Genomic DNA, 21,887 nt, shown 5'->3' with positions numbered 1-21,887 from the left:
GGTCCGACGTGTCCGGCGTCGCCACCATCACCCTGGACTCGCCGGGCAACCGCAACGCGCTGTCGCCGGCGCTGACCGGTCAGCTGCGCGAGCATCTCGCGGCGGTCGACACCGATCCGTCGGTGCGATCGGTGGTGCTCACCCACAGCGGTGGGACCTTCTGTGCCGGAGCCGATCTCGCCGCGGCAATCTCGTCGGGTCTCTCCCCGCAGGAGGCGTCGGCGGCCGGCACCGAGGCGATGATCGCGATCCTCCGGGCGATCATCACGTCGACCAAACCCGTGATCGCCCGCATCGACGGCCACGTACGTGCCGGTGGCCTCGGGATCGTGGGGGCCTGCGACATCGTGGTCGTCGGTCCTGCGACGACGTTCGCGCTGACCGAGGCGCGGTTGGGCCTCGCTCCGTCGATGATCTCGCTGACCCTGCTGACGAAGATGGACTCGCGTGCCGCGAGCCGCTACTTCCTCACCGGGGAGAAGTTCGGGCCGCAGGAGGCCGCCGAGATCGGTCTGGTGACCATCGCGGAATCCGAATCCGATGCTGTCGCAGCGACGGTCGAGCGGTTGGCCGCCGACATCGCGAAGGCCTCGCCCCAGGGTCTGCGGGAGTCGAAGAAAGTCGTCAACAGCGTGGTGACCGAGTTGTTCGAGCGGTACGCCGATCAGCGACGCGCCGAATCGGCCGAACTGTTCGCCTCCGACGAGGCCCGCGAGGGCATGTCGGCGTTCCTCGAGAAGCGTCCGCCTCGATGGGCACTCGACCCGGCGGTGTCGTGAACACCCGGCTTCCCCAGCAGGATCGGTCGCGCGCGACCCGGGAGCGACTGATCGCCTCGACGATCGACGTCCTCGCGTCCGACGGATGGGCCGCGGCGACGGTGTCGGTGATCGCCGAACGTGCCGGGGTGTCGCGCGGTGCGGCGCAGCACCACTTCCCCACGCGCGAGTCACTGGTGATCGCGACCCTGGAGCAGACGTTCGACGAGCTGACGACGCGTGCGGCCGACGGCGAGGAGACCCTGCCCGAGGGTCCGGGTCGGGTCGAGGCCGTGGTGACCCGTGCCGTGGAGGTCTACACGGGCACCCAGTTCAAGGCGCTCCTGCAGGTGTGGAGTGCCGCGGCGTCCGATCCCGCTCTGCGCGAGACGATCCTGCCGATGGAGCGGAAGTTCGCCCGAGCCGCACACCGCCTCACGATGCAGTCGCTGGCGGGTGGTTCCACCGACCCGGCCGTGCACCGGCTCGTTCAGGCCACCCTCGACATGGCGCGTGGCCTGGGCCTCGCGGACACGCTGTCCGACGATTCGGCACGCCGCAAGCAGGTCATCGCTACGTGGTCGGAAGTTCTTGCCGCGGCACTGAACTGAGGTCGGTGACGGGTCTCGCCAGGTCGCGCAGATCGGCGACGATCGCGTCGGGCGACGGCATCGAGTCGATCTCGGTGACCACGGCGCGGCGACGTTCCGCCGCCGCGGCCGTCGGTGCGAGGAGCTCGGCGACGGCGGCTCGGATGGATTCCGGGTGGGCCTGCGGTCCGATCAGCTGTGTTCCCAGGCCGGCCGCGACGAGGGCGGCGGCGTTGTCGAACTGATCGGCGCCCTGCGGCAGCAGTAGTTGGGGGAGTCCCGCGGCGAGTGCGGCCAGCGTGGTGCCCGACCCGCCGTGGTGCACGATCGCCGATGCGTGGGGGAGCACCGCGGCCTGCGGCACCCACGCCTCGACGACGACCCCATCGGGGAGTGGCCCCAGTGCGTCGACCGGCACCGACGGACCCAGTGCGACAAGGACCCGTGTGCCCAGCGACGCGATCCCGGTGGCCACCTCACCGAGCACGCGCGCATTGCCGAATTCCGTGCCCAGCGTCACGTAGACGAGCGGCCGGTGGTCGTCGCCGTCGGCGACGATGGACGGTAGCGGACCGTCGGCGGCGAAGGCGACGGGACGCAGTGGCACACGACCGCGACGTGTGAGCACCTCGGGTTCCTGCAGCGAGGGTGGGCAGATGTCGAGCAGTGTCACCTCGGGGGTGTCGCGCTCGAAGGCGATCCCACGACCGAATCCGTGCGTGACCACGCCGATCCCGGCGACCTGCGCAGCCTTGACGGCGCCGAACGACGCGGCCTCCGACACGACGAGATCGGGTGCGACCCGATCGATGACGGGGACCAGGTCGGTCTCGAACGCCTGCGGGATGAGCTCGGTGAACGCCCGCCGCACCAGGTCGCGGTGCGCCACCGTGTCGGCTTTGACCGCCTCGGTCGACGACACCGAGGGGTCCTCGGAGACCGCCTGATCGAACGCGGCCCGGATCGACATCCCCGCCGCCCACGGGGTGAAGCCCTGGTCGGCCAGCACGGGATGCATCCGTTCGCCGACTGCCCAGTGCACCGTGTGACCCGCGCGCTGCGCGGCGAGCGCCAACGGGACGAGCGGAAAGGTGTGGCCATAGGCCTCGAGTGACGAGAACAGGATCCGCATGACGTCAAAGCTTAGCGGCACTAAGTGATCATGCCGCCTCGGAGTCGTGGTGGCCTGGCGGTGCGGGGGCGCGTGAGGCGTGACTGTGCCCGGTGGGTGTGGTGACGGTCGCGGTGGCGAGTGCGGACCGATTAGTGCTGGGCGAGCGCGGCGGCGATCGTGCGTTCGACCGGTGATCGCGGGTGGTCGAGATCGAACTGCTCGGTGAGCATCAGTCCCGGTTGCGACAGGAACCGTGGTCGGGTGCCGCGATGGCGTTGCGCGGCGTGGACGAGGAAGGGGTGGCAGAGGAAGACATCGCCCGCGGCGCCGGTGGCGAGGACCTCGGGACGCTCGCTCGTGTCACGGGACCCGATGGCGTCGAGCTGGTCGACGATGTCGAACATGTCGAGACCGGTCTCGCCGAACGGCGCGAGCACCGAGGGGATGTCGCGGTGCGAGCCCGCCCGGATCCGGGTGGGTGCGTCGTCGTCACCCACATCGGACAGCAGGAACAGCATCAGCAGTCCGCGGTCGCGGGACGACACGTTGACGAAGTACCGGCTCGCGCCGGGCGGCAGGTAGCTCGCGTCGATGTGCCAGCCGGTGTCGCCGGCGTCGGTACCGGTGGGGAAGCGGACCGCGACGTTGCCCAGTTCTATCCGCTGCATCCAGCGCCCCTGGCCGACGAGTTGGTCGTAGGCCTCGGTCAGCGCCGATGCGCGCGCCGCGGCCGCGAACGACGGCGTCATCGGACTGTCGACGCGACGTACCGGCTCGGTCCAGGTCGTCGGATCGTCCGGGGACTCGTCGAGCAGATCCCACAGCTGCGCTCGACAGTCGTCGATGGTCTCCCGGTCGACCGCGCCGCGAATCGCGACGTATCCGTCGCGGGCGAAGGTCTCGAGTTCGCGTTCACTGAGTGTCATCGCCGAACAGTGTGAACATGCCGACTGCGGGCGGGCAATCGTTTTTCACCGGCTAGGTTCACCGACATGGCGTCACTGTCCGTGCGTACGAAACGAATCCTCGTCATCTCCCTCGTCGCACTGGCGACCGTCGCCTCCGGCGTGACGAGCTACGTGGTCGGCCATCGCTATGACGAACGCCGTGAGGCGAGGGCGATGCGTTCGCTCGGACTCGGCGTCCTCCCGACCCCGCTCTGGACACTCGACACCGCGCGCGTGGCGACGGGGCCGGGTGAGGTGCTCCTCTCGGTGGCGAGCCCCGGCGTCGACGCGAACGGGTACGGGGTTCTCGTCGACGCGGCCGAGAACCTGATCGCGGCGGCGGGTCGTCGGAGAGCGTTCAACGAGATCGCCGACATCACGCTCGTGGGGATCGATCGCGCCGACGGGCATCCGATCTGGAGGCGCCCTGTCGGACCGGTGGCGAACTGCACCGACGATCCCGTCACGGAGTCGATCGCCTGCTGGTCGCCGACGAGGGTGACCATCGTCGACACCGCGACCGGTGACGTACGGGGTTCTGCGACAACGGACTTCACGGTCGCGAGTGTGACGGTGTCCGGCGACGCGACCTATGTGAGCGGCACCCGGGGGACCGGACCCGCGGCATCGGTGGTCCTGGCCACGGGCACTGTCCGCACGCCGGTCGCGAGCACCCGGACCATCGCCGATGCCACACCAGGGGCGTCGATCAGCGACGTGGTGCCCGACCGGAACGTCGTCATCGTCCGGGCCACGGCCGGTCAGGACATCGGGTTCGCCTCGGCGGTGTACTCCCTCGACACCGGGGTGCGGCGCTTTGCCGCCGACGGCATCGTCACCGCGATAGGCGACACACTGTTCCGCTCGGAGACCTATCCCCAGGGGATCGAACGGCTGCTCGACGACACCGGCGCGCCCGTCGTGACCCAGCGCCTGAGCCTTCCCGACGGCTCCTTTCAACCGCAGGTGACGGCAACGGCTTTCGCCCCGGTGGTGATGGGGAACGGGGTGTTCGACCCGCGCACCGGTGCCCTGCTCTGGCGTGATCCGGTACTCGACTGGGGCAAGCAGGACGGCGGCATCAGCCCGGCCGTCGTCGGCTCCACGCTGATCGCGGCGTCGCTGGACGGGAACCTGATCGGTCTCGACACCCGCACCGGCCGTCGGATGTGGACCACTCCGTTGCCGGTTGCCTTCTACGTCCGGTCCGGGATCACCGACGGGCGGTTCTTCGTCTTCGGCGACACCACCGGTATGCACTCGATCGACGCGGTCAACGGTCGCATCGTGTGGTCGGTGGCGTCGCGATCGCCGTCCCCGGGCGCGATCAGCCTGACCTCGGTCTCGGGTTCCGGCGGCGACATCGTTCGCGCGGAGGGGAACTCGATCTCGGTGTGGCGCGCTCGACAGGGGCCCGACCCGACCTGAGTCAGCCGCTGACGGTGGTCTTCCCGAGGACGGCGCCGCGGCGGGTACGCGCCTCGCGGACGCCCATCACGGTGACCGTCACGGCGACGATCGCGAGCCCCGTCCACTGCGACCAGGCCAGGCTGGTGCCCAGCACCAGCACCCCGATCAGGGCGGCGGTGGCCGGGAAGGCGAGCTCGCCGAGCGTCGCGCGCGACGCCGGGGTCGACTGCAACGCCCGGTAGTACAGCGTGAGGGCGAGCAGACCGGGGATGAGAGCCAGGAGTACGAGACCGATCGCGTCGCCCCACGCCGGCAACACGGGTGCGCCGGTGACACCGACGACGCCGAACGCCCCGACCGTGCCGAACCCGAGTCGCAGGGTGGTGAGGTGACGCGGTGACAACGACGGCGACACCAGCCGCCCGAGGACGGTCCCGACGGCCCACAGTGCGGCGGCGCCGAGCGCGAGCAGCGCAGGCTCGAGCTCGGACACGGTGAGGTGGAGCGGGTCGGTGAAGGCCAGCAGCCAGGCGCCCACGAGGGCGGGAACCGCATAGAGCGCGAATCGGGGCCGCAGTCGTTCGCCCAGGATGATCACCGCCAGGGCGATGGCGAGGACGGGCTGCAACTTCTGCAGGACGAGCGGGGTGATGAAGTCGCCGCTGCTCCCGGCGATCGTGAACGCCCGCGTGAACAGTGCCGTGGCCACCGCCGACGACCCGATGCCGATGACCACCACCGCCGCCTTGTCGCGCAGGCCGAGTCGGACGAAGGCGCGGAGCGCCGACGGCAAGAACGGCGCGAGCACCACGATCGGGATGATGTGCTCCCACAGTACGATCGTGCCCGCGGCGAGATCGGACGCCAGCGGTTTGCGCAGGAGGCCGTCGAGCCCCCACAGCGCCGCCGACACGGCGATCAGCCAGGTCGCGTCGCGGCCACCGCGCGAGCTCGACGACCGACCGGCGCCGGCGACGACGACAGTCTCCCCCGAGGTCCTCCCGGCGATGGTCACCCGCCGACGGTGATGTCCACGCGGTCGGGATAGAACGCGACGTGGTCGACGATGTCGGACACCGCCGCATAGGGCTCGCGGTAGACCCAGACCGAGTCGGCCTGTTCGGCGCCGTCGACGACGAGGTCGTAGTACGACGCGTCGCCCTTGTAGGGGCAGTACGTGTGCGCATCCGACGCCCGCAGCACGGCCGGGTCGACGTCGGCGATCGGGATGTACTGGACCGGCGCGTAACTCGCCTCGCGCAGGGTCAGCGCCGATTCGGATGCGGCGATCTGGTGCCCGTCGACGCTCACGGTCACCTGCGCACCGGTGGGCGCCACGCTGATCGGGTGGTCGGGACCGGGGACGAGTGGGGTGCGTGCCATGGACGGATCAACCACGGTGGGCGGCCGACTGTTCCCGGTCGGCCCACGAGCGCACTGTGCCCCGGAACCCGTGGGTGGTCCCGGGGCACACGACCCCGCGGGGGTCGGATGGGTGCGGTCAGCTGTCGTGGAGGATGACCCCGCGGATGTTCTTGCCGTCGCGCAGGTCCTGGTAACCCTCGTTGACCTGCTCCAGCGTGTAGGTCGAGGTCACCAGCTCGTCGAGTTTGAGCTGACCGGCGTCGTAGAGGCGCAGCAGCCGCACGATGTCGTACTGCGGGTTGGCCGACCCGAACAGCGACCCCTTGATCGTCTTCTCGTTCAGGGTCAGGTCGATCCCGGGCCAGTGCACCGTGAACTTCTCGGGACTCGACAACCCGGTCAGGACGACCGTGCCGCCCTTGCCGATCGCGCCGATGGCCGCCGACACGACGTCCTCCTCGACGGTGCCGACGGTGACGATCGCGCAGTCCGCGCCCTGACCCCAGGTGAGTTCGGTGATCTTCTCCTGCGCCTCGGCGGGATCGGCGAAGGTGTGCGTCGCACCGAATTTCGTGGCCGTGTCGCGTTTGAACGCGATGGGGTCGACCACGACGACGTACTTGGCGCCGGCGTGCACGGCGCCCTGCACCGAGTTGATGCCGATGCCGCCGATGCCGTAGATGACGACGGTGTCGCCGGCGCGCACGTTGCCCGCGTAGACGACCGACCCCCAGCCGGTGGGCACGCCGCATCCGACGAGGACGGCCTTGTCCAGGGGCAGCCAGTCGTCGACCTTCACCACCGAGTACTGCGAGATGACCGCCCGTTCGGAGAACGTCCCGAGCATGCACATGCCACCGAAATCGTCGTCGCCGGCGTGGAACCGGTAGGTGCCGTCGGGCAGGCAGCCGTCGAGGATGGTCGCGCCGACGTCGCACAGCGACTGCCGACCGGTCGAGCAGTAGCGACACGTCCCGCAGTTCGGGATGAAGCTGCACACCACGTGGTCGCCGGGCTTGACCTTCGTGACGCCCGCGCCGACCTCCTCGATGATCCCGGCGCCCTCGTGGCCACCGACCATCGGGAAGCGCGGCGGCAGGTCACCGTCGGTGAGGTGGAGATCGGAGTGGCACAGGCCCGCGGCGACGAACTTGATGAGGACCTCGCCCTCCTTCGGCTTGTCCAGATCGAGCTCGATGATCTCGAACGGTTTGCCCGCGTCGTAGAGAACGGCTGCCTTGGTCTTCATCGTCGAAGTCCCTCCTCATCGGCGCACCGGCGGTGTCGTGTGCGCGCTCTGAAGCCATGGTGACGCGCGTCACTGTCGGGTGGTGTCCAACTTCTGGACAGCTCAGCCGTCGGTGCTGTCCGGACGGCTCAGCCGTCGATACCGAGTTCGCGCATCCGCTTGTAGAGGGTGGTGCGACTCATCCCCAGGGCCTCGGCGGTGCCACGCTTGTTGCCCTCGTGGCGGTCGAGTTCGGAGACGATGGCGTCGCGCGTCGCGCGGTCGAGTGCGTTGAGCACCGCGGTCCCGTCGTCGAGGAGGTCGATCTCGATGACGAAGCCACCGCCCTCGGGACGCTCCCACCGCAACGACGCCGCGTACCCCGAGCTCAGCATCACGCGGGGGACGTGGCCACGGCGGTTCATCGCGCCGTCGGTGAGTGCGCGCAGGGCCGTGTGGTCGGCCGGACCGACCAGCTGACCGGCCGAGGCGTTCTCGAGGACGATCTCGTCGGCGATCGCGACGACCGGTGCGCCCCGCCGCCGTGCGCCGGCGCGCTGGAAGTGCCGGAGCAGCAGATGCTCACCGGTGCGGGTCTGCTCGAGGAGGCGCTCGGTGATGTCGTGGGCGGCCTGCGCGAGCAGGGGAGCCAGCAGCGGATTGTCGTCGGACTGCAGGAAGGTGATGTCGAGGATGCCCTCGATGCGGTGGCTCACCGGGTGGTGCAACGGGTGGCCGTAACAGCTGAATCGTTTCAGTTCGTCGATGTAGTGCTCGCCGCCGCGCACGGCGATCGGCGACCGCAGCGCGTGCACCGTGGCGATCGAGTTGGTCCCCGAGGTCTCCTCGGTGAACGACCGCCCGATCTGGACACCGACCTCGGCGACCACGTCGTGGACCTGGTGGGAGCCGAACCGCATGTCGACCAGGCGGGCGTCCCGGTCGGCGAGCAGCACGCAGAACCCGGTGCCGGCGAGCATGTTCTCCATCCGGTCGAGAACCGGCGTCGCGGCCGCGAGGAGTCGACTGCGCCGGTCGACCTCGGAGACACTGAACAGGGTCGCCGAGTCGGCTGGCCGCAACCCCGCCCGACGCGCGCGCTGCCACGAGCTGGCGATCTCGGCGCGGACGATCTCGGACATGTCCGAAACATACGTCCAACAGCGCATACGCCGAGGTGGAATCGGGCGCGGAGGGGTCGGGGGATCGTTTTTGACCTGACCTGATGCGGTCGGTACAGTTGACCGCTGGTGCCTGGCAACAGCCGGGCTGATCCGTATGCCATCGATCGCCGGTCTGTTTCCGCCGGCGAGGGCAGTGTGCGGGTGACACGACCACCACCTGTCGGCAGATTCGACACGCCCGACAGTGGGGTGAACAAACTAGTACTGACCAGCGCTTTCGAGCCTGGTGGGGCGAACTGTGGAGTTGCGTCGGAGTTCATCTCCGGTTCACCTGCCCGGAGCACCAACCACAGTCGACAACGAACACCGCCGAACCTAAGGACGAACAACCAGTGCCAACAATCAATCAGTTGGTCCGCAAGGGCCGCCACGACAAGCCTGCCAAGCAGAAGACGGCAGCGCTGAAGGGCAGCCCGCAGCGGCGTGGCGTGTGCACCCGCGTGTACACCACCACCCCCAAGAAGCCAAACTCCGCGCTCCGCAAGGTCGCCCGCGTGCGCCTGACGAGCTCGGTCGAGGTCACCGCCTACATCCCCGGTGAGGGTCACAACCTGCAGGAGCACTCGATGGTGCTCGTCCGCGGTGGTCGTGTGAAGGACCTCCCGGGTGTGCGGTACAAGGTCATCCGCGGCTCGCTCGACACCCAGGGTGTCAAGGGCCGCAAGCAGGGACGCAGCAAGTACGGCGCGAAGAAGGAGAAGGGCTGATGCCACGTAAAGGACCCGCCCCGAAGCGTCCCCTCATCAACGACCCGGTCTACGGGTCGCCGCTGGTCACCCAGCTGGTGAACAAGATCCTCCTCGACGGCAAGAAGTCGACCGCCGAGCGCATCGTCTACCGCGCACTCGAGCAGGCTCGCGAGAAGACCGGCACCGATCCGGTCATCACCCTCAAGCGCGCTCTCGACAACGTGAAGCCCGCGCTCGAGGTCAAGAGCCGCCGCGTCGGTGGTGCCACCTACCAGGTGCCCATCGAGGTCAAGCCCAACCGTGCGAACACCCTCGCCCTGCGCTGGCTGGTCACCTTCAGCCGGCAGCGTCGCGAGAAGACCATGGTCGAGCGTCTGGCCAACGAGCTGCTCGACGCCAGCAACGGTCTCGGCGCAGCAGTCAAGCGTCGCGAGGACACCCACAAGATGGCCGAGGCCAACCGGGCGTTCGCGCACTACCGCTGGTGACAATCCCTATCAACATCTTCTACGCGAAAGAGCGAGGCAGATAAGTGGCACAGGACGTGCTGACCGACCTGAACAAGGTCCGCAACATCGGCATCATGGCCCACATCGATGCCGGCAAGACCACCACCACCGAGCGCATCCTCTTCTACACCGGTATCTCGTACAAGATCGGTGAGGTCCACGACGGCGCAGCCACCATGGACTGGATGGAGCAGGAGCAGGAGCGTGGCATCACGATCACCTCTGCTGCCACCACCTGCTTCTGGAACGACAACCAGATCAACATCATCGACACCCCGGGCCACGTCGACTTCACCGTCGAGGTCGAGCGCTCGCTGCGCGTCCTCGACGGCGCGGTCGCGGTGTTCGACGGCAAAGAGGGTGTCGAGCCGCAGTCCGAGCAGGTGTGGCGTCAGGCCGACAAGTACGACGTGCCGCGCATCTGCTTCGTGAACAAGATGGACAAGCTCGGCGCCGACTTCTACTTCACCGTGCAGACCATCAAGGACCGCCTCGGCGCCAAGCCGCTGGTCATCCAGCTGCCCATCGGTGCCGAGAACGACTTCGAGGGCATCGTCGACCTGGTCGAGATGAAGGCGAAGGTCTGGTCGGGCGAGACCAAGCTGGGCGAGAAGTACGACACCCAGGACATCCCGGCCGACCTGGTCGAGCGGGCCGAGCAGTACCGCGAGGAGCTGCTCGAGACGGTGGCCGAGTCCGACGAGGAGCTTCTCGAGAAGCACTTCGGCGGCGAGCCGCTGACGATCGAGGAGATCAAGGGCGCCATCCGCAAGATGACGGTCAACTCCGAGATCTACCCGGTGCTGTGTGGCTCGGCGTTCAAGAACAAGGGCGTGCAGCCCATGCTCGACGCGGTCATCGACTACCTCCCGTCGCCTCTCGACGTCGAGTCGGTCACCGGCCACGCCGTGGGCGACGAGGAGAAGCTCCTCACCCGCAAGCCGTCGTCGGACGAGCCGTTCGCGGCGCTGGCGTTCAAGATCGCCACGCACCCCTTCTTCGGCAAGCTGACCTACGTCCGGGTGTACTCGGGCAAGGTCGACTCCGGTGCCCAGGTCATCAACTCGACCAAGGGCAAGAAGGAGCGTCTGGGCAAGCTCTTCCAGATGCACTCCAACAAGGAGAACGCGGTCCCGACCGCGTCCGCCGGACACATCTACGCCGTGATCGGACTGAAGGACACCACCACCGGTGACACCCTGTGCGATCCGCAGGATCAGGTGATCCTGGAGTCGATGAGCTTCCCGGACCCGGTCATCCAGGTCTCGATCGAGCCCAAGACCAAGTCCGACCAGGAGAAGCTGGGCACCGCGATCCAGAAGCTCGCCGAAGAGGACCCGACCTTCTCGGTCAAGCTCGACGAGGACACCGGTCAGACCGTCATCGGCGGCATGGGCGAACTCCACCTCGACATCCTGGTCGACCGCATGAAGCGGGAGTTCAAGGTCGAGGCCAACGTCGGCAAGCCGCAGGTGGCCTACCGCGAGACGATCCGCAAGACCGTCGAGAAGCACGATTTCACCCACAAGAAGCAGACGGGTGGATCGGGCCAGTTCGCGAAGGTCATCGTCAAGCTCGAGCCGCTGGTCGACGCCGAAGACGGCGCGACCTACGAGTTCGTCAACGCCGTCACCGGTGGTCGCGTACCCCGCGAGTACATCCCGTCGGTCGACGCCGGAGCCCAGGACGCCATGCAGTACGGCGTGCTGGCCGGCTACCCGCTGGTCAACCTGAAGTTCACCCTTCTCGACGGCCAGTACCACGACGTCGACTCCTCGGAGATGGCGTTCAAGATCGCCGGTTCGCAGGCACTCAAGGAGGCCGCCCGCATGGCCGGCCCCGTGATCCTCGAACCGCTGATGGCCGTCGAGGTCATCACACCCGAGGACTACATGGGTGACGTGATCGGCGACCTCAACTCGCGCCGTGGCCAGATCCAGGCCATGGAGGAGCGCAGCGGTGCCCGTGTCGTCAAGGCGCAGGTCCCGCTGTCGGAGATGTTCGGCTACATCGGAGACCTCCGGTCGAAGACCCAGGGCCGGGCGAACTACTCCATGGTGTTCGATTCGTACGCGGAGGTTCCCGCGAACGTCTCGAAGGAGATCATCGCGAAGGCGACCGGCGAGTAATTCGCGACACGCGAGCACTCGCACCGTGTCGTGACACCCGTCGCGGCGCACCAGTTATCAAACACAAACTTTGCGGCTGAGAAAGCCTCAGGCGCATGACAGTCCAGGAGGACATCAAGTGGGTAAGGCGAAGTTCGAGCGGACCAAGCCGCACGTCAACATCGGCACCATCGGTCACGTCGACCACGGCAAGACCACGCTGACCGCGGCCATCACCAAGGTTCTGCACGACAAGTACCCGGACCTCAACGCCGCGTTCGCGTTCGACCAGATCGACAAGGCGCCGGAGGAGAAGGCTCGTGGTATCACGATCAACATCTCCCACGTCGAGTACCAGACCGAGAAGCGTCACTACGCGCACGTCGACGCCCCCGGTCACGCCGACTACATCAAGAACATGATCACCGGTGCCGCCCAGATGGACGGCGCGATCCTGGTCGTGGCGGCCACCGACGGCCCGATGCCCCAGACGCGTGAGCACGTGCTGCTCGCCCGCCAGGTCGGCGTGCCCTACATCCTGGTCGCGCTGAACAAGGCCGACATGGTCGACGACGAAGAGATCATCGAGCTCGTCGAGATGGAGGTCCGCGAACTGCTGGCCGCCCAGGACTTCGACGAGGACGCTCCGGTCGTGAAGGTCTCCGCTCTCAAGGCCCTCGAGGGTGACGAGAAGTGGGGCGAGTCGATCGCCGAGCTGATGCAGGCCGTGGACGACTCGGTGCCGGACCCGGTCCGCGAGACCGAGAAGCCCTTCCTCATGCCCGTCGAGGACGTCTTCACGATCACCGGTCGTGGCACCGTCGTCACCGGTCGTGTCGAGCGTGGTTCGGTCAACGTGAACGAGGACGTCGAGATCGTCGGCATCCGCGAGAAGTCGACCAAGACCACCGTCACCGGTATCGAGATGTTCCACAAGCTGCTCGATTCGGCCGAGGCGGGCGACAACGCCGGTCTGCTGCTGCGTGGCCTCAAGCGCGAGGACGTCGAGCGTGGCCAGGTCATCATCAAGCCGGGTACCACCACCCCGCACACCGAGTTCGAGGGCCAGGCGTACATCCTGTCGAAGGACGAGGGCGGTCGCCACACCCCGTTCTTCAACAACTACCGTCCGCAGTTCTACTTCCGTACGACGGACGTGACGGGCGTCGTGACCCTGCCCGAGGGCACCGAGATGGTCATGCCCGGTGACAACACCGAGATGAGCGTCAAGCTGATCCAGCCGGTCGCCATGGACGAGGGCCTGCGCTTCGCGATCCGTGAGGGTGGCCGCACCGTCGGTGCCGGCCGCGTCACCAAGATCAACAAGTGACACAGCTCGACAAGTGACACCCTCCCGCGCCTGACGCGGGAACGCACCACCGAGAACGCCCGATCCCCTCGAGGGGTCGGGCGTTCTTGTGCGTCGGGGCCGACGCCGCGCCGACGACGGCGACGTCGAATAGTGTCGACAACCGTGACCCTCTCCGACGTCGACGGCCCCGAGGTGGGTGCCATCACGTCCTCGGTGGGCCGCTTCACGCGTGACGAGGTGCCGCGTCTCCTCGCCCTTCTCGGCGTGCTCGTCGTGCTGCACCTCATCGGGTGGGGACTGTTCGCCCACTACAACGCGATCCCGCGAATCCATCACCTGACCGGCCCCGACGGCGGCCTCGTCTACGCCGGCGCCGGCCTTCTCGCCTACACGCTCGGCATGCGGCACGCCTTCGACGCCGACCACATCGCCGCCATCGACGACACCACCCGCTTCCTCCTCCAGAAGGGCAGGCGGCCGCTGGCCGTGGGCATGTTCTTCTCCCTCGGGCACTCCACGGTGGTCCTCGTCTTCGTCACGGCCATCGCCTTCCTCGCCAGTCGCGCCACGGCCGTCGGAGAGGCGTTCGCCGGTCCCGGCGGGTTCATCGGGACGCTGGTGTCGGGGACGTTCCTCTACCTCGTCGCCGCGCTGAACATCGTCGTGCTCGTGGGCATCGTGCGGGTGTGGCGACGGGCGCGGCGCGGCCAGTTCTCGGAGGCGTCGCTCGACGAGCTGCTGGCCCGGCGCGGCCTCATGAACCGCCTGTTCCGGGGACGCTACGACAGGCTGATCAACCATTCGTGGCAGATGTACCCGCTCGGACTGCTGTTCGGACTGGGCTTCGACACCGCCACCCAGGTGGGGCTGCTCGCGATCGCCGGCACCACCGCCATCGCCGGCGGGCTCCCGCCGCTGGCGATCATCGCGCTACCGGTGCTGTTTGCCGCCGGGATGACCACGATGGACACCATCGACGGCGTGTTCATGTCGAAGGCCTACGGCTGGGCGTTCGTGACGCCGGCCCGCAAGATCTACTACAACATCACGATGACCGGGCTGACGGTGTTCCTCGCCCTCGTCGTCGGGACACTGCAGATCCTCACGCTGCTGGCCGACGAACTCGGTCTCGCGGGCGGTGTCTTCGACGTGGTCGCATCGTTCGATCTCGAGCGCATCGGGCAGTTCGTCGTCGCGACGTTCGTCGTCGCGTGGATCGGAGCGCTGCTCTACTACCGTCTCGCGCGCGTCGACCGGCGCTTCACCGAGTCGCGCGATCAGACCGCGGCGACGGGGTCGAAGTGAGTGACCTCGGGGAACGGGTCGTAGAAGTGGTGCAGCAGTTCCCGCCACCGCGCGTATTCGGGTGAGCAGCGGAAGCCCTCGGTGTGGTCGGCGAGCGTGGCCCACTCGACGAGGAGCAGGTAGGTGTCGGGGCTCTCGATGCCGCGCGACAGTCGCAGACCGGAGAACCCGGGCATGGCGGAGATGATGGACTTCGCCTCCGCGAACGCCGCGAGGAACTCCTCGCCACGGCCCGGTGTCACCTGCAGCAGAGCGTGTTCGACGATCATCGGGTCACTCTCGCATGGCAGGCTGGACCGCGTGAGCGATGACGAGACGATGACCGGTGTCCGCGTGTCCACGACGGCAGGTGTGGTGCGGGGTCGCCGCGTCCGCACCGGCGACGCCGAGGTGCATGCCTTCCTCGGCATCCCGTACGCGGGGCCTCTGGTGGGTGCCGCGCGGTTCGCGGCGCCGAGTGCGGTCGAGGCGTGGGAGGGTGAACGTCCCGCGACCGAGCACGGTCCGACCCCGCCGCAGGGGCCCTACCCGGCGCCCACCTCGGAGTTGCTGCCCAGCGTGATCGTCGACGGCGACGAGTCGCTCAACCTGTCGGTGTGGACACCCGAGCCGGGTACCGGCCGACTGCCCGTCATGGTGTGGATCCACGGCGGTGCGTTCACGCGCGGCACGCACCGGTTGCCCACCTACGACGGCGCCGCGTTCGCCCGCGACGGTGTCGTGGTGGTCGGGATCAACTACCGGCTCGGGGCGCTGGGGTTCCTCAGCCTTGCCGGGGCGCCCGACAACCGCGGACTGCGTGATCAGATCAAGGCCCTGGAATGGGTGCGCGACAACGTCGCCGCCTTCGGTGGCGACCCCGATCAGGTCACGGTGTTCGGCGAATCAGCGGGCGCGATGAGCATCGCGGCGCTGCTGTCATCGCCGCACGCCGAGGGCCTGTTCCGTCGCGCGATCGTGCAGAGCGGCAACGCGGTGTCCGCGTCGGATCTGGGCGACGCGCGGCTCGTCGCGAGTGAGTTCACCGAGACGCTGGGTCTGCCGCCCACCGTCGTCGGTGTCGCCGACCTGCCCACCGACGCCCTGCAGAGGGCGCAGGACGCGGTGGGTCTCGCGCTCGTCGGCGACCCGAATCCGAACCGATGGGGCGCGAGCACCGTCGCTCGCGGACTCGGGGTGATGAGCATGTTCCCGACCGTCGACGGTGACATCCTGCCCGCGCTCCCCATCGACGCGATCCGCGCGGGGGCCGGCCGCGGCGTCGAGGTGCTCGCGGGCACGACACGGGAGGAGATGCGTTTCTTCCTCGTCCCCAGCGGCCTGGCCGCCGTGGTGACCGCCGAGATGCTCCCCGGGATCGTGGGGCGACTCGGTGTCGGGGCGGATGCGGTGGCGACCTACACCCGCAACCGACCCGACGAATCGCCCGGTGACGTGATGTGTGCGATGTTCACCGACTACTCGTTCCGTTCCGGCACAGCCGATCTCGTCGACGCGATCGCGGCGCGAGACCAGTCGGCCTGGCAGTACGAGTTCGCCTGGCCCACCCCAGTCCGCGATCTGCGCGCCTGTCACGCACTGGAATTGGCCTTCGTCTTCGACAACCTCGGCGGGTCGGCGCAGCTCACCGGCCCCACGCCGCCGCAGGACCTCGCCGACGACATGCACGCCACCTGGGTGCGGTTCGCCACCACCGGCGATCCGGGGTGGGACCGTGTCGGCGACACGCGCCCGGTGCGCACCTTCGGCGACGCGTCACTCGGTGCCGACGCCGTCGTGACCGATCCCCGCGCCGACGAGTTGGCGGTCTTCCGCCAACCTTGATCCGCCGAGCGTGCCGAAACGTCATCCCGAGCGTGCCGAAACGTCACCCTGAACGTGCCGATGTCACCCGTTCGATGCGAGCGCTCACGCCGTCGGCCCACTCGATGGCGCTTTTGGCACGGTCGGTGGCGCTTTTCGGCACAGTCGGTGGGGTGTTGTGGCACGCTCGGGGGAGGGGCCTGGGGGATTACGTGTCGGCGTGGTTGTGCAGGGGGCGCGGGTCGATACCCGCCGCGGTCCAGGCCTCGTGGGCCCAGGGCGTGTAGAGCCACTTCTGCGGCAGCCGGTTCACCACGGGGTTGATCGCGCGCATGAACGCCGCGAATCGCTGGAACCGACGTTCCTGACGTGGTGACCACTCCAGACGGCAGACCGTCCGCATCTGCTGCGGCAGTGTCCCGATGACGATGGTGCGCAGTGCGGAGTTCAACGGCACCGACAGCACCCGCCAGACCGGCGCCGGCACTCGACGCGGTCGTGGAAGGCCATGTCGCAGATAGCCGGTCGCGTACACGATCGTCTTGTGCGGGACGAAACGTTCGCACATGCGATCCCAGTAGGCGCAGAACTCGTCGTAGGTCTGTGGTTGGTCGCGGGCGCTGATCCCGTAGAGCGCGTACCAGGTCTTGCTCTCGTCGAAGATCCGGCACTTCTCCTCGTACGACAGGCGCCGGATGAAGGTGTCGGTCACGTAGAGCACCTGATCGACGAATGTCGCGTGCGCCCAGTAGAACAACTCGGGATTGAGCGCGTGATACCGCGACCCGTCGCTGATGGTGCCCTTGATGTCGCGGTGGAAATCGCGGACCGTCGCACCCCAGTGCTGTGCGTCGGCGGCGTAGACCGTGCGCATGATCGGCGGCCCGGTGCGTCGCGCCCGACCGAGGAAGTCGTCGAAGATCACCGAGTGGTCGGCGACGCCCTGCCCGAGCTGTTCGATGCAGTTCTCGGTGCCCGCGAGCCGCTGGAAACCCAGCAGTCCGCGCATGTCGCCGTAGAACTTCCAGATCAGGGTGTCCGGACCGAGGCGTGTCGCCGTGGGTGACTGCGCACCCCCATCGGCGAGCACCGGCTCCGCCTCGCGGATCCGTACGTCGAAGTCACTGCGTGCCGAGGCCACACCGTCGCTCATGAGACGGATCCTAGCATTCGTCTCATGTGGCAGCGTGGGCGATGTGAACATCCCCCCGGTCGAGGCGATCCTCGACACCGCGGTCGTCGTGGCCCTCCCGATGCGGCAACGGTTCCGCGGCATCACCGTGCGCGAGGCCCTGCTGTTCGAGGGCCCCCGGGGCTGGGGGGAGTTCGGTGCGTTCACCGAATACGACGACGCCGAGGCGGCGTGGTGGCTCGCCGCCGGCATCGAGGCCGCACACCAGGGTCCTCCCGCGGCATCGCGAGACGAGGTGGCGATCAACGCGACCGTGCCGGCGGTTGCGGCCGACGAGGTTGCGGCGATCCTGGCTCGTCACCCCGGTGTGACGACGGCCAAGGTCAAGGTGGCCGAACCCGGCGACACCCTCGACGACGAGGTGGCGCGCATCGAGGCCGTGCGCGCGGTCGTGCCGACCGTCCGGGTCGACGCGAACGGGAAATGGTCGGTGTCGCAGGCGATCACCGCGATCCGTGCACTGGGTGAGCTCGAGTACGTCGAGCAACCGTGTGCGTCGATCGAGGAGCTGGCGGCCGTGCGCGCCGCGGTCACGACCCGCATCGCGGCCGACGAGAGCATTCGTCGTGCCGAGGATCCGCTGCGTGTGGTGCGTGCGGGCGCGGCCGATGTCGCGGTCCTCAAGGTGGCGCCCCTCGGGGGCATGCGCCGTGTGCTGGCCCTCGCCGAACAGATCGACCTCGACGTCGTGATCTCCAGTGCGCTCGACACCGCCGTCGGGATCTCGGCGGGGATCGCGACCGCGGCCGCCCTCCCGATCGCCCCGCCGGCGTGCGGCCTCGGCACCGGGAGCCTGTTCGAGGTCGACGTCGCGACGACGCCGCCGTCGGTCGGGGGAGTGCTCGCGACCCGCACCGTCGTGCCCGACGGACGCGCCCCGTTGGCTGCGCAGCACCGTCGTGACTGGTGGATCGACCGGGTCCGCCGGGTGCACGCTCTGCTCGCCGACGGCCATCCGGCCGGGCGGTCGTGATGTGACCCAGTAGACATTCGCGAGGCCCAAAGATACAGTTGCTGGTATCTGTTCCAATGGAGGTGCACAGCGATGACAACGGTTGACTCGGACGTCCCGGCCGGCAGCGAACTGAAGAAGGTGCCGTTCTCGACCCGCAGCGGTATGGGGACGGTGCTCGGGATGCGCCGCGATCCCTTCGGTTTCCACGAGAAGCGTGTCGCCGAGTTCGGCGAGGTGTCCGGCATGAGCGCGTTCGGTCGCAAGTGGGTCGTCGCGTCGGGTCCCGAGGCGGCCGAGGAGGTGCTGATGAACAAGAAGCGCTCCTTCGCCAACGCGCCGGCGTGGTCGTACCTCATCGGCCCGTTCTTCAACCGTGGCGTGATGCTGATGGACTTCGAGGAGCACCGCAGCCACCGGCTCATCCTGCAGCAGGGTTTCAGCCCGGTCGCGATCCGGCAGTACATGGATCTCATGCAGCCGATGATCGCCAAGCGGATGCAGGATTTCCCCACCGGGAAGATCCTGCTGTTCAAGGAGTTCAAGGCCCTCACCCTCGACGTCGCGCTCGAGGTGTTCCTCGGACTCGAACTGCCCAAGGCCGAGGCCGACCGCATCAACGGTGCCTTCCTCGACACCGTGCAGGCCGGTGTCGCCGTGATCCGCAAGCCGGTCCCCGGCACGCGGTGGTGGAAGGGGATCCGTTCGCGCAAGATCCTCGAGGAGTTCTTCTACTCCCACATCCCCGCCAAGCGGGCCACCGCGACCCCCGACCTGTTCTCGGTGCTGTGTCACGCGGAAAGCGAAGAGGGCGCGACGTTCTCCGATGAGGACATCGTGAACCACATGATCTTCATCCTCATGGCCGCGCACGACACCTCGACGATCTCGATGACCCAGATGTGCTATCGCATGGCGAAATCGCCGGAGTGGCAGGAGAAGGCGCATGAGCAGTCGATGACCCTCGACTCCGAACTCACCTACGACGACCTCGGATCGCTGACCGTGCTCGACGCGGTGTTCAAGGAGTCGCTGCGCATGTGCACCCCGGTGCCCGCGCATCCGCGGATGGCCGTGGCCGACACCGAGATCCAGGGCTACTTCGTGCCCGAGGGGTCGATGGTGACCGTGCCGTCGCTGTTCAACCACTACGACGAGCGCATCTACACCGACCCGTGGACCTTCGATCCGGAGCGCTTCGGACCCGACCGCGCCGAGGACAAGAAGTTCCGTATGGGCTGGAGCCCCTTCGGCGGTGGCGTGCACAAGTGCATCGGCCTCTACTTCGGGCAGATGGAGATCAAGACGATCATGCATCAGCTGGTCCGCGACTTCGAGTGGTCGGTCCCCGCCGACTACGAGATGCCGATGGACTACAGCTCGCTGCCGATCCCGAAGGATCGGCTCCCCGTCACCCTGCGCCGCCGGTGAGCTCGGACGTCTCGGCGTCCGGTCGCAAGACCCGCAACACCGACAGTCCCGGCGACCAGGAGGACGCGATCCTCTCCGCCGCGGCCGCGGAGTTCACCGAGACCGGTGTGCGCCGCGCCTCGGTCGACGAGATCGCCAAACGCGCCGGCGTCAGTCGCAGCACGCTGTACCGGCGGTTCCCGAACAAGGAGTCGCTGCTGCTCGCGGTCGCCACGCGTCTCTATCAGGACGGGATGCACGCGCTGGAACTGTCGATCACCGGTCTGTCGCCGAAAGAGGCCATCGCCGAGGCGTTCTCGGTCGGGGCGCAGCTGATCCAGAAGGATCCGCTGATGCATCGCCTCGTGATCGAGGACGCCGACATGAAGGGCATCACGTCGTCGTCGGTGACGTCGATGTTCATCGACGCGGTCACCGACCGCACCGTCCGCGCATTGCGCAGCGTCGGCGCGACCCGCCCCGATCCCGACCTGCGCGACGCGGTCGAGATCGTGGTGCGTCTGGTGATCTCGCAACTCGAGGTCCCGGCGTCGGACCCGATGAAGCAGGAGCCCGAATGGGTCCGTGCCTTCGCGGCCACGCACCTCGCCCCGATGATCTGGTGACCTGCCGAACCTGACCCACCGGTCCCACCGAACGACCGCACCCACCCCACCGCGCGCGACGCGTCGTCGCGCGCCGAACTAGGAGTCACCCATGGCACGTAGGAACAAGAAGACGACCGACGTACGCGGCCTCGTCATCGCGATCACCGGCGCCGCCCGCGGCATCGGGTTCGAGACCGCGACCCGGCTGCGCGACCTCGGCGCGACCGTCGTCATCGGCGACATCGACGAGGAGGCCGTGGGCAAGGCGGCCGCCGATCTCGGTCACGACGGTTTCTCCCTCGACGTCACCGACCCGGCCTCGTTCGCCGCGTTCCTCGACTCCGCCGAGGCCGCCGCGGGACCCATCGATGTCCTCATCAACAACGCGGGCATCATGCCGACCGGTCCGCTCCTGAGCTACGACCTCAACGTCGTCAAGCGCAACTTCGACATCGACCTGCTCGGTGTCGTCATCGGCACCCAGGAGGCGGCCAAGCGGATGATCGCGCGCGGCGGCGGTCAGATCATCAACATCGGCTCGGTGGCCGGCCGGCTGCCCGTGCCCGGACTCACCATCTACAACGCCGCGAAGGCGGGCGTCATCGTGTTCTCCGAGGCGTGCGACAACGAGCTGTCGCCGCAGGGCGTCCGGGTGAAGACCGTCAACCCGACGTTCACCCGTACCGCACTGATCTCCGGGATCACCACGAACCGCTTCGTCCAGACCGTGGGACCCGAGCAGGTCGCCGAACAGGTCGTCAACAGCATCGAGGGCACCAAGACCCACCTGACCGTCCCGCGGTCGATGGCGTGGGTCCACGCCAACGCGGTGATGCCGCCGGCGATGAAGCGCTCCTCGAGCAAACTGACCGGCATGGACCGCATGTTCCTCAGCTACGACGACGTCGAGCGGGCCGAGTACCTCAAGCGGGTCAACGGCGTCCCGGCCGCCCCCGGCAAGTCCTGACCGCACGCACCACCGCGACAGACGAGGCCCCCTCCCGGACATCGGGAGGGGGCCTCGTCTGCGTGTTGCGTCAGCGCCGGTGGGTCACCACTGATCGAGGGTGGTGTACCCGTCCTGGATCGCGCGGGCGAACAGGTTCGCCTTCGAGCGCGCCGGACGACCGGCGGCGGTGTACTTCGCGCGGATACGCGTCAGGTGGGTGTTGACCGTCGAGGCGGTGATGTAGAGGCGCTCGGCGGCCTCGGCCTTCGAGTCCGCGGCCAGCCAGCCGAGGAGCACCTCGATCTCACGGCGTGAGAGCGCCGGGCGGTCGTCGGAGACGACGCGCAGGGTGCGCTGGGGCCGATGCGGCTGCGCGCTGGAATCCGAGTCGTCGAAGTCGTGGGCGACGGACATGGGTACGATCCTCCCGATTGAACTGCTGCACACATGTGCG

22 protein-coding genes are annotated in these 21,887 nt (G+C 68.1%); 13 read left to right on the top strand and 9 right to left on the bottom strand.

Going from position 1 to position 21,887, the window contains the following annotated elements; translation table 11 throughout:
• The first annotated feature begins 8 nt into the window (after positions 1-8).
• Both ASG12_RS18040 and ASG12_RS18035 read left to right on the top strand, forming a co-directional pair.
• Positions 9-779, top strand: a complete 771-nt coding sequence (locus ASG12_RS18040; protein ID WP_055793819.1) for an enoyl-CoA hydratase family protein — start codon at positions 9-11, stop codon at positions 777-779.
• Complete coding sequence (locus ASG12_RS18035) at positions 752-1,369, top strand: TetR/AcrR family transcriptional regulator (protein WP_045823756.1); 618 nt, start codon at positions 752-754, stop codon at positions 1,367-1,369. The genes ASG12_RS18040 and ASG12_RS18035 overlap by 28 nt, the downstream gene beginning before the upstream one ends.
• On the opposite strand, the gene ASG12_RS18030 is transcribed toward ASG12_RS18035, so the two are convergent.
• Both ASG12_RS18030 and ASG12_RS18025 read right to left on the bottom strand, forming a co-directional pair.
• Entirely contained in the window at positions 1,332-2,480 is a 1,149-nt protein-coding gene (locus ASG12_RS18030; protein ID WP_055792671.1) for a glycosyltransferase, read from the bottom strand. The two genes, ASG12_RS18035 and ASG12_RS18030, sit on opposite strands and share 38 nt — an antisense overlap.
• Before the next feature lie 131 nt (positions 2,481-2,611).
• Entirely contained in the window at positions 2,612-3,388 is a 777-nt protein-coding gene (locus ASG12_RS18025; RefSeq protein ID WP_055792668.1) for a phytanoyl-CoA dioxygenase family protein, read from the bottom strand.
• Positions 3,389-3,454: 66 nt separating this feature from the next.
• Between ASG12_RS18025 and ASG12_RS18020 the strand changes: the two genes are divergently transcribed.
• Complete coding sequence (locus tag ASG12_RS18020) at positions 3,455-4,837, top strand: outer membrane protein assembly factor BamB family protein (protein WP_055792665.1); 1,383 nt, start codon at positions 3,455-3,457, stop codon at positions 4,835-4,837.
• Position 4,838: 1 nt separating this feature from the next.
• Here the strand turns inward: ASG12_RS18020 and ASG12_RS18015 are convergent, their stop codons facing one another.
• The 4 genes from ASG12_RS18015 to ASG12_RS18000 all read right to left on the bottom strand — a co-directional run bounded on the left by ASG12_RS18015 (position 4,839) and on the right by ASG12_RS18000 (position 8,554).
• Positions 4,839-5,834, bottom strand: coding sequence for a DMT family transporter (locus tag ASG12_RS18015; protein ID WP_200932809.1), 996 nt, complete (start codon positions 5,832-5,834; stop codon positions 4,839-4,841).
• Complete coding sequence (locus tag ASG12_RS18010) at positions 5,831-6,202, bottom strand: DUF427 domain-containing protein (protein WP_055792662.1); 372 nt, start codon at positions 6,200-6,202, stop codon at positions 5,831-5,833. Before ASG12_RS18010 ends, ASG12_RS18015 begins: the two co-directional genes overlap by 4 nt.
• Positions 6,203-6,320: 118 nt before the next feature.
• Positions 6,321-7,433 carry an NDMA-dependent alcohol dehydrogenase gene (locus ASG12_RS18005; RefSeq protein ID WP_055792659.1) on the bottom strand — a complete coding sequence of 371 codons (1,113 nt, stop codon included), beginning with the start codon at positions 7,431-7,433 and terminating at the stop codon, positions 6,321-6,323.
• 128 nt (positions 7,434-7,561) lie between these two features.
• On the bottom strand, positions 7,562-8,554 hold the full coding sequence (locus tag ASG12_RS18000; RefSeq protein ID WP_055792656.1) for a helix-turn-helix domain-containing protein: 993 nt from the start codon (positions 8,552-8,554) through the stop codon (positions 7,562-7,564).
• 374 nt (positions 8,555-8,928) lie between these two features.
• On the opposite strand from ASG12_RS18000, the gene rpsL reads away from it, so the two are divergent.
• From rpsL to ASG12_RS17975, 5 genes are all read left to right on the top strand, one after another.
• A complete protein-coding gene (rpsL, locus tag ASG12_RS17995; RefSeq protein WP_045823748.1) occupies positions 8,929-9,303 on the top strand; it encodes a 30S ribosomal protein S12 in 375 nt (124 codons plus the stop codon).
• Positions 9,303-9,773 carry a 30S ribosomal protein S7 gene (gene rpsG, locus ASG12_RS17990; RefSeq protein WP_045823747.1) on the top strand — a complete coding sequence of 157 codons (471 nt, stop codon included), beginning with the start codon at positions 9,303-9,305 and terminating at the stop codon, positions 9,771-9,773. The genes rpsL and rpsG overlap by 1 nt, the downstream gene beginning before the upstream one ends.
• 44 nt (positions 9,774-9,817) lie before the next feature.
• On the top strand, positions 9,818-11,923 hold the full coding sequence (gene fusA, locus ASG12_RS17985) for an elongation factor G (RefSeq protein WP_045823746.1): 2,106 nt from the start codon (positions 9,818-9,820) through the stop codon (positions 11,921-11,923).
• 118 nt (positions 11,924-12,041) lie between these two features.
• Positions 12,042-13,232 carry an elongation factor Tu gene (gene tuf, locus ASG12_RS17980; RefSeq protein ID WP_045823745.1) on the top strand — a complete coding sequence of 397 codons (1,191 nt, stop codon included), beginning with the start codon at positions 12,042-12,044 and terminating at the stop codon, positions 13,230-13,232.
• 144 nt (positions 13,233-13,376) lie between these two features.
• Positions 13,377-14,519, top strand: a complete 1,143-nt coding sequence (locus tag ASG12_RS17975) for a HoxN/HupN/NixA family nickel/cobalt transporter (protein ID WP_235457482.1) — start codon at positions 13,377-13,379, stop codon at positions 14,517-14,519.
• Here the strand turns inward: ASG12_RS17975 and ASG12_RS17970 are convergent.
• On the bottom strand, positions 14,492-14,788 hold the full coding sequence (locus ASG12_RS17970) for an antibiotic biosynthesis monooxygenase family protein (RefSeq protein ID WP_055792653.1): 297 nt from the start codon (positions 14,786-14,788) through the stop codon (positions 14,492-14,494). The two genes, ASG12_RS17975 and ASG12_RS17970, sit on opposite strands and share 28 nt — an antisense overlap.
• Before the next feature lie 49 nt (positions 14,789-14,837).
• On the opposite strand from ASG12_RS17970, the gene ASG12_RS17965 reads away from it, so the two are divergent.
• Positions 14,838-16,343: a carboxylesterase/lipase family protein gene (locus tag ASG12_RS17965; RefSeq protein WP_055793815.1), complete on the top strand. Its 1,506-nt coding sequence runs from the start codon at positions 14,838-14,840 to the stop codon at positions 16,341-16,343.
• Positions 16,344-16,530: 187 nt separating this feature from the next.
• On the opposite strand, the gene ASG12_RS17960 is transcribed toward ASG12_RS17965, so the two are convergent.
• Positions 16,531-17,475, bottom strand: a complete 945-nt coding sequence (locus tag ASG12_RS17960) for an oxygenase MpaB family protein (RefSeq protein WP_055792651.1) — start codon at positions 17,473-17,475, stop codon at positions 16,531-16,533.
• 100 nt (positions 17,476-17,575) lie between these two features.
• Here ASG12_RS17960 and ASG12_RS17955 point away from each other — a divergent pair, with 100 nt between their 5' ends.
• From ASG12_RS17955 to ASG12_RS17940, 4 genes are all read left to right on the top strand, one after another.
• Positions 17,576-18,487 carry an o-succinylbenzoate synthase gene (locus tag ASG12_RS17955; RefSeq protein ID WP_443089114.1) on the top strand — a complete coding sequence of 304 codons (912 nt, stop codon included), beginning with the start codon at positions 17,576-17,578 and terminating at the stop codon, positions 18,485-18,487.
• 72 nt (positions 18,488-18,559) lie between these two features.
• Positions 18,560-19,897 (top strand): cytochrome P450, encoded by a 1,338-nt coding sequence (locus ASG12_RS17950; protein ID WP_055792645.1) that lies wholly within the window; start codon positions 18,560-18,562, stop codon positions 19,895-19,897.
• The gene (locus tag ASG12_RS17945) at positions 19,894-20,502 is read left to right on the top strand and encodes a TetR/AcrR family transcriptional regulator (protein WP_045823740.1); all 609 of its coding nucleotides are present in this window, start codon (positions 19,894-19,896) and stop codon (positions 20,500-20,502) included. Before ASG12_RS17950 ends, ASG12_RS17945 begins: the two co-directional genes overlap by 4 nt.
• Before the next feature lie 91 nt (positions 20,503-20,593).
• On the top strand, positions 20,594-21,451 hold the full coding sequence (locus ASG12_RS17940) for an SDR family oxidoreductase (RefSeq protein ID WP_055792643.1): 858 nt from the start codon (positions 20,594-20,596) through the stop codon (positions 21,449-21,451).
• 84 nt (positions 21,452-21,535) lie between these two features.
• Here the strand turns inward: ASG12_RS17940 and ASG12_RS17935 are convergent, their stop codons facing one another.
• Positions 21,536-21,847, bottom strand: a complete 312-nt coding sequence (locus ASG12_RS17935; RefSeq protein ID WP_055792638.1) for a LuxR C-terminal-related transcriptional regulator — start codon at positions 21,845-21,847, stop codon at positions 21,536-21,538.
• Between the last annotated feature and the right edge of the window lie 40 nt (positions 21,848-21,887).

Origin of the sequence: Williamsia sp. Leaf354 (genome assembly GCF_001424365.1) — a bacterium.
GTDB lineage: Bacteria > Actinomycetota > Actinomycetes > Mycobacteriales > Mycobacteriaceae > Williamsia_A.
The sequence above is the reverse complement of the archived record's forward strand: the minus strand, read 5'-3'. Positions and strand labels throughout refer to the sequence as shown.

Coding starts and splice junctions, on each gene's coding strand:
- ASG12_RS18035 (WP_045823756.1), top strand. CDS start 752: ATGGGCACTCGACCCGGCGGTGTCGTGAACACCCGGCTTCCCCAGCAG.
- ASG12_RS18030 (WP_055792671.1), bottom strand. CDS start 2,480: ATGCGGATCCTGTTCTCGTCACTCGAGGCCTATGGCCACACCTTTCCG.
- ASG12_RS18025 (WP_055792668.1), bottom strand. CDS start 3,388: ATGACACTCAGTGAACGCGAACTCGAGACCTTCGCCCGCGACGGATAC.
- ASG12_RS18020 (WP_055792665.1), top strand. CDS start 3,455: ATGGCGTCACTGTCCGTGCGTACGAAACGAATCCTCGTCATCTCCCTC.
- ASG12_RS18010 (WP_055792662.1), bottom strand. CDS start 6,202: ATGGCACGCACCCCACTCGTCCCCGGTCCCGACCACCCGATCAGCGTG.
- ASG12_RS18005 (WP_055792659.1), bottom strand. CDS start 7,433: ATGAAGACCAAGGCAGCCGTTCTCTACGACGCGGGCAAACCGTTCGAG.
- ASG12_RS18000 (WP_055792656.1), bottom strand. CDS start 8,554: ATGTCCGAGATCGTCCGCGCCGAGATCGCCAGCTCGTGGCAGCGCGCG.
- rpsG (WP_045823747.1), top strand. CDS start 9,303: ATGCCACGTAAAGGACCCGCCCCGAAGCGTCCCCTCATCAACGACCCG.
- ASG12_RS17970 (WP_055792653.1), bottom strand. CDS start 14,788: ATGATCGTCGAACACGCTCTGCTGCAGGTGACACCGGGCCGTGGCGAG.
- ASG12_RS17965 (WP_055793815.1), top strand. CDS start 14,838: ATGACCGGTGTCCGCGTGTCCACGACGGCAGGTGTGGTGCGGGGTCGC.
- ASG12_RS17960 (WP_055792651.1), bottom strand. CDS start 17,475: ATGAGCGACGGTGTGGCCTCGGCACGCAGTGACTTCGACGTACGGATC.
- ASG12_RS17955 (WP_443089114.1), top strand. CDS start 17,576: ATGCGGCAACGGTTCCGCGGCATCACCGTGCGCGAGGCCCTGCTGTTC.
- ASG12_RS17950 (WP_055792645.1), top strand. CDS start 18,560: ATGACAACGGTTGACTCGGACGTCCCGGCCGGCAGCGAACTGAAGAAG.
- ASG12_RS17940 (WP_055792643.1), top strand. CDS start 20,594: ATGGCACGTAGGAACAAGAAGACGACCGACGTACGCGGCCTCGTCATC.
- ASG12_RS17935 (WP_055792638.1), bottom strand. CDS start 21,847: ATGTCCGTCGCCCACGACTTCGACGACTCGGATTCCAGCGCGCAGCCG.